The organism is Promicromonospora soli (genome assembly GCF_014653785.1).
Lineage (GTDB): Bacteria > Actinomycetota > Actinomycetes > Actinomycetales > Cellulomonadaceae > Promicromonospora > Promicromonospora soli.
Genome location: NZ_BNAS01000002.1, coordinates 680367 through 691542 on the forward strand (window position 1 = coordinate 680367; position 11176 = coordinate 691542).

The window sequence follows — 11176 nt, forward strand, 5'->3', positions numbered from 1 at the left end:
TCCTCAGCCCTTTCGGGCCGCTTGTGAAGGTTGTAACATGACTCCATGGCGCCGGGATCGCGCGATGACGCAGACAACGACCCACTCCGCCGGGCCGCGCAGTATCGCGTGGACCGGGAGGCCGAGCTCGCCGGGGAACCAGCCGACACCTCCGCGCCCGACGATGCGGACGAGTCCGACGGGAAGAAGCCGCTCGGCAGCATGAGTGTCGAGGAGCGCTCGCGTTACGTCGACGTGGTCATCGACCAGGCGATGCGCCGCGGCGAGTTCGACAACCTCCCCCTGCAGGGCAAGCCGATCCCCGGCCTGACCGGCACGCACGACCCCGACTGGTGGGTCAAGGGCTTGATCGAGCGCGAGAACATCACGGGCGTCCTGCCCTCGGCGCAGCTCCGCAAGGACGACGCCGAGCTGAACGCCAAGCTCGACCTCGAGGCGATGGATACGCGCGTCCGGGAGATCGTCACCGACTTCAACGCCCGCGTCGTCGACGCCCGACGTCAGCTTCAGGGCGGCCCGCCCATCGTCACGCCCACCCGGGACGTGGACGAGGAGGTCCGGAGGTGGCGGGATCGCCGGGCGGCGCGGCGATCCGCGAGCGCACAGCCGACGCCGGCCGCGCGGCGCGAGCCGACGACATCGGGCAAGACGTCGGAGAACAGGCCGTGGTGGAGGTTCTGGTGACGCACGTCCGGCGGTCAGAACCCGTACGCCGTCACGATGACCACGGCGGTCATCAGCCAATAGGGGACGGACCCGAGCGCGAACCCCAGTCCTGCTGCGACGGCCATGCGCCCCCAGCCGGCGCCGAACCTGCCGAACAGCACGCCCGCAGCCATGGCGAGACAGCCCGTGATCGTCACCCCCTCGGCCGCGCCCTGCGAGATCAGCATCCCGAATATCAGCGCAGAAATTCCTACGGCGGCCTCGCTCCTAGCGAGGTACGGCCCGCCCCGGCGAGACCGGTGGTGGGTCTCCTGGTGCGTTGTCATGGCGCATCGCCCCTCGTGCCCGACGTCGGTCGGTTTGGGCACCTCCTTTCCAGGATCGCACCACGGCCCGCTCTTTTCCAGGGTTCGCCGCGACCGGAAGACGGGGCCGCAGATGCTATTCCGGAGAGAGCACGTAGCCGCGGAACCAGCGGGCAGTCTCGCGCCATACCTGCTCCCGCGCGGGCTTCGCGGAGAGGGTCACGTCGTGCAGGCCACCAGTGATGCGCACGAGCGTGGTGACGGAGCCGACGTCGGGCACCCGGCGAGCGATCCCGACCACGTCCAGCACCGAATCCGTGCTCTTCATGTCCTCGCTCCACCGCGTCGGGATGGTGCTGCGGCTGCTGAGCAGCACGAGGACCGGTATCTCGATGCCTAGCCCTCGTGCCACCTGGTCCTGCCCGCGAAAGATGGCGGCGAGCCAGGCCGGTGTGGGGGACCATCCCGCGTCGGGCCGCCAGACGACGTCGTAGTCCCACTCCCCGTCGAACCGCGACGAGATGGAGCGCGCATACAGGCCCCGGTCCAGGTTGACGAGCTGGCTGCGCGGCACCAGCGCGGACTGGACTCGGATGCCGGGCTCCATGATCTTGCGCACGGCCTCCCGGGGCTGGAACTCGAGCCACGGCGCGTTCAGCACGAGCCCGGCGACGCGCTCCTGGTTGCGCGCCGTCCACAGGCTGACGATGAGGCCGCCCGTGGAGTGCCCCATGAGCAGGAGCTTGCGCTCGTGCGCGGCGTCGCGACCGTGCCCCATGGCTTCGAGCGCGGCCTCGATGTCCTCGTCGTAGGTCGCGAGGCTGCGCACGTACCCCGGGGTCTGGCCCTCGCGCAGGCTACGGCCGTAACGCCGCAGGTCGAGGGCGTGGAACCGCACCCCGTGCGACTCCCAGAAGTCCGCGAGGTGGGTCTGAAAGAAGTAGTCGAGCCAGCCGTGCACGTACAACACGTCCACGCCGGAGTCGGGCGCCGAAGCCCGCGGCTCGCCGTCCTGCCCAGCGTCGGGCGCGGCTGGAACGGAATCGTGCGTGGCCTCTGGTTGCGGCCGTGCGGCGCCCCGCAGGTGCAGCCGCCGGCCCAGCTCCGACAACTCGTCCCAGAGGCGCGCCACCTGCGGGTTCTCCGCGCCGACGAGGCGGATGCCCCGGCGTGGCTCGGCATCGTCAGGCCGGTCCGGTGCGGGCCGGGCGCGGCGCACCAGGGTCGCCACCACCTCGTCCTCGTCCTCGTCGGGTTGCAGTTGCAACGTCAGTCGCTCGAAGCCCGGCAGTACGTCGGGCTCCCACGCCGGCTCCGGCGTCGGTTCCGGCGTCGGCCCGTCTTCCAGACCCGGGGAGAGGCTCGTCATCTGACCGACGGTAACCGGAGGTGCGCCCACTCGGCCGGATAGTCGTCGAGCCAGACGTCGAGCGACTGCGCCTCGCGCCCGGCGAGATGCCCGACGTCGGAGGTCACGTCCTCGAGCACGCCGGCCTCGATCGCCTGGCACTGGGTGATCCAGTCCTCCACCTCAGTGGCCGTCGACCGGTAGAACAGGGCGCGCGCCTGCTCGACGGTTTGCGGCACGTACTGGATGGTCCGCCCGGCGGCCGCCGCCAGCGACGCCGCGATCTCGTCGAAGCTCAGCGCTTCCGGGCCGGTCAGGAGATAGGTCCGGCCGGCATGTCGGCGCCGGTTCTCGTCGAGGAGAACGGCGGTGGCGACATCTGCCACGTCGTCGTGCGATACGGAGGCGACCCTGCCCTCGCCGGCGGGTGCGCGGAGCAGCGCGGTATGCCTCCCGGACGACTCGTCGTGGACCGCAAACGCCAGGGTGCGATGGAACATGGCGGTCCGCAGCATCGTCCACGTCAGGTCGGTGCCGCGCAGGTACTCCTCGGTGAGCCAGTCGTCTCGGGCCGCGGAGGCGATGGCGTCCGGCCCCGCGCCGACCGACGACACGTAGACCACGTGCCGCACGCCGGCGAGCACGGCGGCATCGATCGCCGCGCGGTGCTTGCCGAGCCGGCCGGGACGCTCAGGGCTCGGCACGAGGAACACGGCGTAGGCCCCGGCGAACGCTCTGGTCAGCGCCCTGGTGTCGGCGTCGGACGGCGTGGTGAGGACCTGGGCCTCCGGCAACGGAGCGCCGTTGGGCAACCGGGGTGCCACGCCCCGCCCGCTGACCAGGAGGCGCTGCTGACCACCCGCCGCGGCCACGCGGAAGGCAAGCTTTGAACCCAGACGACCGTCAGCCCCGGTGAGGACGACCAGCCGGTTGGGCGACGCTGGCGTCATCCACACACCGTAATCGCCGGAGGCTCACCGAGGCGGGCGTAACGGGGTGAAATGCCCGCATCGCGCCGTCATGTTCCGATAGGGAGTCAGGCGCACATTCTGCCTGATTGCGTGGGAAAGCCCGCGGGGCGACTTTCGTCAGCCGTGCTGGACGAGGCACGGCACCCGCGGGCTCCGGTGGCCGCGAGAAACTCGCCACCATGTCCCGTTGCGCCTGAACAGATCAGGAAGGCCCCGTGCTGAGCACTCCGACCGGCGTCGGCGCGAAACGCTTACGCGTCACGCGACTAGCGCGCGACCACCTCATGGGTCCGATGTGCATTCACTACTCGGATCACCTCCCTTCTCATGTGCCCACGAACCTACGCCGTCCGGCGGCGTCCGCCCAGGCTTTTTCCTTGCGGCGAAATCCATAGCCCCGAGCATCGGTCCGAGCGACGACTTTTGGTGCGTTCGTCCGTCTGCCCTGCATGAGCATCACCACCGTCGACGCCTTCACCACGTCTGCCGACGGCACCCGGATCGCGTACGACCTCACCGGGCCCGGCCGCGGCCTGGCGCCGGCCATCGTGGTGGTCGACGGCGTCCTCGCCCACCGCCTGCCGATAACGCTCGCCGTGGCGTCGAAGCTTGGCGACCGGGCGACCACGCTGCGGTACGACCGGCGCGGGCGGGGCGGCAGCGGCGACACACCCCCGTACAGCGTGGACCGGGAGGTCGACGACATCGCCGCGCTGCTGGAGGTCACCGGTCCGGCGGCGCTGCTTGGTATCTCCTCGGGCGCGTTCCTGGCACTGCGGGCGGCGGCCGATCTCGGCGCCTGTGTCACCGGCGTCCTCTGCTACGAACCGACCTACGACGTGGCGAGCGGCGAACCGCCCACCGACCCCCGGATGATCGCGGGGGTCGAGGCCTGCGTCGAGGCGGGCGACCCGGGCAGCGCCGTCGAGCTGTTCCTCGACGCGGTGGGCATGCCCTGTCGGCTCGTGCCCCTCATGCGGGCGTCGCCGTCGTGGGCGAACCTCGAGGCGATCGCACCGACCATCGCCTACGACGGCCGGATACTCGCGAATGTCGCCCTGGGGCACCGCGCCCTGATGGGCCGGTGGGACCTGATCACCCAGCCCGTTCTCGTGGTCGACGGCTCCGCGAGCGCCGCGACGGTCGCGGCCGCCGCCGAGTCGCTGGCGGCCGTGCTTCCGGCGGCGCGTCGGATCACCCTGCCCGGGCATGGGACCGACGTGCCGCCGGAGGCGATGGCGGAGGCCGTCGCCGGCTTCCTCAGAACGGCCGGCGCGCCTTGACCAGGATGCGCGGGGCCTCGTCGACGAGCTCGTTGCCCGTCGCGAAGTGCATGTGCAGCGCGCGCAGCCCCGCCTCGTGCCGAGCGACGGCGGCCGGGCTCAGCTCGGCGAGGTCCGGCACCTGCCATGCCGCCATCCGCAGGTACCAGAGCACCGAGGACAGGTCCTTGAAGGTGCGCGTGCCCGCGTACTCCGTGGCCTCCACGACCTCCAGGCCGGAGGCGACGAGGCCGTCCGAGATGACGTCGAGAGTGACGCCGTCCGGGTCCCAGCCGAGCGGCACACCGAGCGCCTTGTTGAGGACGATGCCGTCGCGCGTGTCCACCTGCTCGGTCAGGAACGTCCCGCCCGGCTCCAGCACGCGGCCCACCTCGTCGGGGTCGATGGCGCTGAACCGGCTGAGCACCGCGCTGTACTGGCCGTCGAAGAAGGGCAGCAGCACGTCACCCGCCCAGGACGGCTCGACCCGGCGTACGTCCACGCCGATCGGCTCGAGGCGACGTCGGGCGGTGAGGAAGGCCGGACCGACCTCCGTCGCGGCCGAACCCTTGGGGAGCGGGCCGAGGCCCGCGAAGAAGTCACCGTCGCCGGTGCCGATGTCGAGCACGGCACCCGTGGAGCCGAGCACCACCTCGCGTGCGAGCGCGGGGTAGTCCCACTCGGGGGCGTCAATCGTGAGACGGTCGTCGACGGGGGCGCCGTCGAGACCACCTGTGAACAGAGCAGAGGGGGTCGAAGGGGTCGCAGGGGCGTTGCGCGCCCATTCGATGTGGTCCTCGAACGGCGCATCCGGCGCCGGAGCTGGGGCGATCGAGACGTCAAGCATGTGGGAGATTGTGGCGCAAACGGGGAGCAAGGGCTAACACCGCCATAAACACGACCGGAGCGGTCGGTCGGAAGGGGGATCGGATGCTCTCGGATCGGCAGCCGGCGGCGGGGTCGCAGTCCCCGTTGCGCGTGATCGGCCTGATGTCGGGCACGTCCCACGACGCCGTCGACGCCGCCGCGTGCGAGCTCCGCCTCGCCGGCGACACACTTGTGCTCACGCCGCTCGGACACCTCTCCGTTCCTTACCCGACGGCGCTCCGGGCCGACCTCATGGCGGCCCTCCCGCCAGCCTCGACCACGCTGGAGACCGTGTGCCGGCTGGACACGGGAGTCGGACAGGCCCTCGCCGATGTCGCCGCCCGCGCCGTGGCCGAGCTCTGCGGCGGGCGCGCCGACCTCGTGGTCTCGCACGGCCAGACGGTCTTCCACTGGGCGGCCTCTGACGGGGGTGTACGCGGGACGCTGCAGATCGGCGAGCCAGCGTGGATCGCCGAGGCGACCGGGCTGCCCATCGTCTCCGGCCTCCGGACGCGGGACGTCGCCGCGGGTGGGCAGGGCGCTCCCCTGGTCGGCCTGTTCGACGCCCTGTGGCTCGCCGGCCGCCCCGGCACGACCGTCGCGCTGAACCTTGGCGGCATCGCGAACGTGACGGTGCTGCCTTCGGCGTCACCGCGGGCCTGGTCGCTGGTCGAGCCTGTCTCTTCGCTGGTCGAGCTTGTCGAGACCCCTCTCGCCTTCGACACCGGCCCCGCGTGCGCGCTGCTCGACGCCGCGACGCGACACGTCACTGCCGGCCGCCTCGCGTTCGACGCCGACGGAGCCCTCGCCGCGCGCGGTCGCGTGCTCCCCGACCTCCTGGCACGCCTGCTCGACGAGCCGTACTACGCGCGCCCGGCGCCGAAGTCGACGGGCAAGGAGCTGTTCAACCTGGACTACCTGTTGGCTCGCCTCGTGCCCACGCCGCCGACGCCGGAGGACCTGCTCGCCACCCTCGTCGCGCTCACCGCCGGCACCGTTGCGGACGCCGTCCGGCACACCGCCACCGAGGTCGTCGCCTCGGGTGGTGGTACGCACAACCCGGTTCTGATGGCGGCGCTCCGGGAAGAGCTGCCGGGCGTCGCCGTGCGGACCTCGGACGAGCTGGGCGTACCGAGCCAGGCCAAGGAGGCGCTGGCGTTCGCGGTGCTGGGCTGGCACACCTGGCACGGCCTGCCCAGCGTGCTGGCGGGTGCCACGGGTGCGCGGCACCCGAGCGTGCTGGGGTCGGTCACGCCTGGGCCGGACGGGTGGTATCCGCCGGGGCGGGGCGCTTGGGTCGGACAGCCGACGCGGCTGGAGATCTCGCGGCCGGTCTGAGCTGCCAAGACGGTGCGGCGCGGAACCTGTCCGGGTGAATACGGTGAGGAACGCCCCGTTTCGGCGGAAACCCGGTTCGGCGCCGGATAAAGTCACGCGACTTGTCGTCCCGCGCACGAATCATGCGCGGCTACCGCTGGAGCGTCCGATGTCGACCTCAGTATCTCGGCGGTTCCTCCCCTCAGCCCGGCGGGTTGGTGCGTCACTCGTGGCTTCCGGGCTGGTCCTCGCTCTTGCCACGACGACCGCCGGGGCCGCGCCGGCACCAGCCGCGCCCGCCTCGTCGGGAGCGACGGAGGCGGTGGCCGAGCCCATCGACCCCACGTTCGTGCAGGAGGGGATGCCGAGCCTGAACGGGGGGCAGGTAGTCGCGTGGGGAGACCTCGGCGGCCCGCTCCCCAGCGCCTCACCGCGAGCGCTCCCGGACGGGGTGCATGCCGTCGGAATGTCTGCCGACAAGCACCAGGTCATGGTGCTACGGAGTGACGGACGGGTCGACGTGCACCCGTACGACGTCTCCGGCGGCACCGCACGTCACCTCATTCCTCCGACGGGCACAACGTTCGTTGCCGTCTCAGCGGACTGGTACGGGACGGCGGAGCTCCTCAGGTCCGACGGCGTTGTGGTGAACGCAGCAGGCGAACCGACGAAGACACCTCCCGAGGGCCTGGAGTACACCGCGATCTCAGGTCACCTGGCCCTCCGTTCAGACGGAACCCTCGACCCCGCCCCGGTACCAGGCGAGTCATGCCCCGAATCGCGCGACCCGGGTACCGGTCTTCGCTACACGGCCGTCACCGCTCTCCCGCGGTGGCGCAGCTGGGCCGCGCTCCGGAGCGACGGCGCTTACGTGCACTGCGGGTGGCCGCTCGACGGGGCCGAGGGATCAGAGCCAATGGTCGTCAAACCTCCGGCGGGCACGATCTTCGTCGGCATCGACATGAGCCTGGGGGAGGTGGTGGGTGCCACCGCGGACGGTCGGATCATCTCGTCCGGCGGGAGGCAGCTCGCGACCGCTCCTCCGGGACGTTCGATCGTCTCGCTGGCCACGCTGGAGCAGGGGGCCGGCGCCGCAACGCTTGACGACGGGTCGATCCTTGAGTGGGGTCTCAGCGAAGTGGACTCCGCGCCCCCACTTGTCCCAGCCGACCGCGCCGTGTTCTCTGCCGTCGGCGGATATACGAGCGACGGACAGCACTGGGCGATCGTCGTCGGCGACCCCGTACCCGTGGAGGTCTCCGTAGAGCCGGTGCTGCCACTGGACCGGCCCCTCCGGGTCACGGATTCCGTCCAAGTCAGCGTGACCGCGGCGCTCGCCGACGGAATGCCTGTCCCCGGGCAAGCAGAGCCGACAGTGCGGGCACCTGACGGGGGAGATCAGACGCTTGCGCCGGTGAGCGTGTCGCGGTCGGATCCTGCCGAGATCTCCCTCTCGCGCGAGCAGCACGCACAGATCGGAACCCACACGCTGAACGTGGCCTTCTCCGGGGCGCCTTACATCACGACCACCGTTGAGACCCCGCTCGACTTCGTCGAGCCTAGCCCGGTCGTGCTCACTACTTCGGGCCCGACCACCTGGCACCGCGGCACCGAGAACTCACTCTGCTTCACGCTCGCTACCGAGGACGGGTCACCCCTCTGGTGGACGAGGGCCGGCCAAGCGACGATCAGCGTGGAAGGTGATCCGGGCCAGGTCTACCAGGTGTGGCAACCCTCCTGGGAGAGCGCGACGGTCAGGTCGTGCATGCACTATCTCGCGCTTCAGCCGGGGACCTACACGGCCCACTTCGACTACGAGGGTTGGAGTGCAGCCGACTCGGCATCGTGGACAGGTCAGGTCGTGGTCTTGCCGCCAGCGAGAACACAGGTCGAGAGCGATCTGCCGACGGGGTGGCGCTACGGGCAAATGCCAGACGTTGTCTGGGCCGACGTGACGTCCGAGGGTCCCGTGCCGTCCGGGTACGTTCATTTGCAGGTGGACGGCTCCTCGTTCGGCTCTGGCGATTGGCTTGACGCGACCGGGCGCGGTCGACTCTGGATCGGCGACGAGGAAGAGCTGGTTCCAGGCAGCTACTCGATGGTGGTGAGGTACAGCCGCGACCCCGGCTTCCTCCTGTCTAAGCTGGAGCGAACCGTCTTCGTCCGTCCTGCGGTCTTCACCACGAAGTCTGCATCGATCAGCGGAACTCCGAAGGTGGGCCAGACCCTGACCGCCGTGCCTGGCACGTGGTCGCCAACGCCCACCAGCTACCTCTACACCTGGAAGGTCGACGGCGTGGTCGTCCTGGGCGCGACGTCGAGCACGTTCACCGTCCCAGCGTCCGCGGCGGGCAAGACGATCAAAGTGCTTGTCACTGGTCTCAGGCAGTACTACGAGTCGTTAGCAGCCAGCGCCCCCGTCACTGTCGCGCCGGGGACCTTCACGGCGCCGAGGCCGACGATCACGGGGACGAAGCAGGTCGGGTCGACGCTGACGGTGAGCCGCGGGACGTGGTCGCCGCAGCCGACGTCGGTCACCTACGTGTGGAAGGCAGACGGCGTGAAGATCGCGACCCGCACGAGCAACCAGTTCGTGATCCCCGTATCGGCTCGGGGCAAGCACCTGACAGTCACGGTGATCGGTTCCCGCACCGGCTACACAACCAAGTCGGTCACGAGCTACCGCACGGTGACCATCCGCTGACTCAGGGACAGCCCCACACCGGCCGAGGCAGTGACGTCCGAGCGGACGTCACTGCCTCGGCCGTTCGGGAGGTGAGAGAGGGCGACCCGAGCCACGGGAGAAGTACCCATATCGGGGCGCTGACCGCCGCCCCGGTCCGGGCATGACGAAGGCCCCGACTCTCTGAGTCGGGGCCTTGCGTACAACGTGCGCGAGGGGGGAGTTGAACCCCCACGCCCTTTCGGGCACACGGACCTGAACCGTGCGCGTCTGCCTATTCCGCCACTCGCGCGCTGCTGGACGAGGCTAGCACGGCGAAGAGGGTGACTCCGAATCCAATAACGGTGAAGTGGTTCACGTCCCGCCGCAGGTCTAGTAGCGTGCGGATCCGCCCAAGTCTCTCCTCACCGCGCCACCTGAGGGAAGATCGGAGAAGATCCGCAGGACATCCACAGTATTGGAGTCTGCGGAGACCTACCGGTCTATACGATCTAGGTAGTCTGCCCGGCGCAGACCCTGGAAGGAGGTGGCATGGGCGCCCTGGACCGCTTCGAGAAGAGCGTGGAGCGCATGATGAACAACGCGTTCGCCAAGGTGGGTCGTGGCGAAGTGAAGCCCGTCGAACTGGCGAGCAGGCTGCGGCGCGAGCTGGACGACCGTGCCGCGGTCGTCGGACGCGACCGTACTGTCGCACCGAATGAATTCACCATCGAGCTCGCTCCCGACGACTTCGCCCAGATCGAGGCGTGGGGTGCACAGACCCTGGCCGACGAGCTCGCGTCCAACATCACGGCATATGCCGCGACGCAGCACTATGCGTTCGTTGGACCCGTGAGCGTGACGTTCGACGAAAAGTACGAGCTGGTGCCCGGCCGCTTCACGGTGCGGTCACGCAGCGTGCAGGGGAGCGTCGCCCCGGCGACGTCCGGCGCGCCGACCGGCCGCCACCCGCTCATCGACATCGATGGTCAGCGGTACCTGCTTACCGGGCCCGTGACCGTCATCGGGCGCGACGCCGAGGCTGACATCGTGGTGGACGACCCGGGTGTCTCCCGGCGCCACCTCGAGATCCGCGTGACGCCGGACGGCGTCGTCGCAACCGACATGGGCTCCACGAACGGTCTGTACGTGGAGGGCCACCAGGTCCCGGCCGCGACGCTGCTCGATGGCAACACGATGACCATCGGCCGTACCCGCATCATGTTCTGGACCGGCAGTGCGTCCGGTGCGGACAACGAGGACTGGTGAAGAATCTGAAATGAGCGAGCTGACGTTCACCCTGCTTCGGCTGGGCTACCTGGTGCTGCTGTGGGTGTTCGTGCTCTCCGCCGTCGCCGTGCTCCGGCGCGACCTGGCCGGACCGCGCACGTCCAGCAGCCGGCGGCGCCGGCCTGAGCTCGCGGGGCCGGCCCCGGCTGCAGGCCCCGGTGGCGGCGCGTCCCGCGCGCCCCAGCGCGGTGGCCCGTCGCGGCTCGTCGTGGTGGCCGGCCCGCTCACCGGGACGACCATCCCGCTCACCTCGTCCGGCGTGCTGATCGGGCGCGCGCCGAGCTGCACCCTCGTGCTCGACGACGACTACTCGTCATCGCGCCACGCGCGGATCTTCCCCCAGGGCGGCCAGTGGTTCGTGGAGGACCTCGGTTCCACGAACGGCACCTACATCGGTGAGGAGCGGGTACAGGGCATCATCCCACTCGCTCCCGGCGTGGGCGTGCAGATCGGACAGTCCGTCGTCGAGCTCCAGGGATGACCACCAC

Annotated in this window: 10 protein-coding genes and 1 tRNA gene; 6 read left to right on the forward strand and 5 right to left on the reverse strand. The window is 70.3% G+C overall.

All coding sequences use genetic code 11. The features are described from left to right. Positions 1 to 45: 45 nt before the first annotated feature. Entirely contained in the window at positions 46 to 684 is a 639-nt protein-coding gene (locus IE250_RS08880; protein WP_189668896.1) for a DnaJ family domain-containing protein, read from the forward strand. Positions 685 to 698: 14 nt separating this feature from the next. Here IE250_RS08880 and IE250_RS08885 read toward each other — a convergent pair whose 3' ends face one another. From IE250_RS08885 to IE250_RS08895, 3 genes are all read right to left on the reverse strand, one after another. Next, complete coding sequence (locus IE250_RS08885) at positions 699 to 992, reverse strand: hypothetical protein (protein WP_189668897.1); 294 nt, start codon at positions 990 to 992, stop codon at positions 699 to 701. Positions 993 to 1107: 115 nt separating this feature from the next. Next, positions 1108 to 2340: an alpha/beta hydrolase gene (locus tag IE250_RS08890; RefSeq protein WP_189668898.1), complete on the reverse strand. Its 1233-nt coding sequence runs from the start codon at positions 2338 to 2340 to the stop codon at positions 1108 to 1110. Then, a complete protein-coding gene (locus IE250_RS08895) occupies positions 2337 to 3269 on the reverse strand; it encodes an NAD(P)H-binding protein (protein WP_189668899.1) in 933 nt (310 codons plus the stop codon). The genes IE250_RS08890 and IE250_RS08895 overlap by 4 nt, the downstream gene beginning before the upstream one ends. A gap of 470 nt (positions 3270 to 3739) precedes the next feature. Here IE250_RS08895 and IE250_RS08900 point away from each other — a divergent pair, with 470 nt between their 5' ends. Continuing rightward, a complete protein-coding gene (locus IE250_RS08900; protein ID WP_189668900.1) occupies positions 3740 to 4573 on the forward strand; it encodes an alpha/beta fold hydrolase in 834 nt (277 codons plus the stop codon). Here IE250_RS08900 and IE250_RS08905 read toward each other — a convergent pair. After that, positions 4551 to 5399, reverse strand: a complete 849-nt coding sequence (locus IE250_RS08905) for a class I SAM-dependent methyltransferase (protein ID WP_189668901.1) — start codon at positions 5397 to 5399, stop codon at positions 4551 to 4553. The two genes, IE250_RS08900 and IE250_RS08905, sit on opposite strands and share 23 nt — an antisense overlap. 83 nt (positions 5400 to 5482) lie before the next feature. Here IE250_RS08905 and IE250_RS08910 point away from each other — a divergent pair, with 83 nt between their 5' ends. Continuing rightward, a complete protein-coding gene (locus tag IE250_RS08910; protein WP_229872279.1) occupies positions 5483 to 6757 on the forward strand; it encodes an anhydro-N-acetylmuramic acid kinase in 1275 nt (424 codons plus the stop codon). 208 nt (positions 6758 to 6965) lie between these two features. Then, positions 6966 to 9440: a hypothetical protein gene (locus tag IE250_RS08915; protein WP_189668902.1), complete on the forward strand. Its 2475-nt coding sequence runs from the start codon at positions 6966 to 6968 to the stop codon at positions 9438 to 9440. 187 nt (positions 9441 to 9627) lie between these two features. Here IE250_RS08915 and IE250_RS08920 read toward each other — a convergent pair. Then, positions 9628 to 9711, reverse strand: a tRNA-Leu gene (locus tag IE250_RS08920). 239 nt (positions 9712 to 9950) lie between these two features. Between IE250_RS08920 and IE250_RS08925 the strand changes: the two genes are divergently transcribed. Together IE250_RS08925 and IE250_RS08930 are read left to right on the forward strand one after the other, a co-directional pair. Further along, the gene (locus tag IE250_RS08925; RefSeq protein WP_189668903.1) at positions 9951 to 10667 is read left to right on the forward strand and encodes an FHA domain-containing protein; all 717 of its coding nucleotides are present in this window, start codon (positions 9951 to 9953) and stop codon (positions 10665 to 10667) included. Between the two features lie 10 nt (positions 10668 to 10677). After that, positions 10678 to 11169, forward strand: coding sequence for an FHA domain-containing protein FhaB/FipA (locus IE250_RS08930; protein ID WP_189668904.1), 492 nt, complete (start codon positions 10678 to 10680; stop codon positions 11167 to 11169). The last annotated feature ends 7 nt before the right edge of the window (positions 11170 to 11176 follow it).

Coding starts and splice junctions, on each gene's coding strand:
- IE250_RS08895 (WP_189668899.1), bottom strand. CDS start 3,269: ATGACGCCAGCGTCGCCCAACCGGCTGGTCGTCCTCACCGGGGCTGAC.
- IE250_RS08910 (WP_229872279.1), top strand. CDS start 5,483: ATGCTCTCGGATCGGCAGCCGGCGGCGGGGTCGCAGTCCCCGTTGCGC.
- IE250_RS08905 (WP_189668901.1), bottom strand. CDS start 5,399: ATGCTTGACGTCTCGATCGCCCCAGCTCCGGCGCCGGATGCGCCGTTC.
- IE250_RS08930 (WP_189668904.1), top strand. CDS start 10,678: ATGAGCGAGCTGACGTTCACCCTGCTTCGGCTGGGCTACCTGGTGCTG.
- IE250_RS08900 (WP_189668900.1), top strand. CDS start 3,740: ATGAGCATCACCACCGTCGACGCCTTCACCACGTCTGCCGACGGCACC.
- IE250_RS08880 (WP_189668896.1), top strand. CDS start 46: ATGGCGCCGGGATCGCGCGATGACGCAGACAACGACCCACTCCGCCGG.
- IE250_RS08890 (WP_189668898.1), bottom strand. CDS start 2,340: ATGACGAGCCTCTCCCCGGGTCTGGAAGACGGGCCGACGCCGGAACCG.
- IE250_RS08885 (WP_189668897.1), bottom strand. CDS start 992: ATGACAACGCACCAGGAGACCCACCACCGGTCTCGCCGGGGCGGGCCG.
- IE250_RS08925 (WP_189668903.1), top strand. CDS start 9,951: ATGGGCGCCCTGGACCGCTTCGAGAAGAGCGTGGAGCGCATGATGAAC.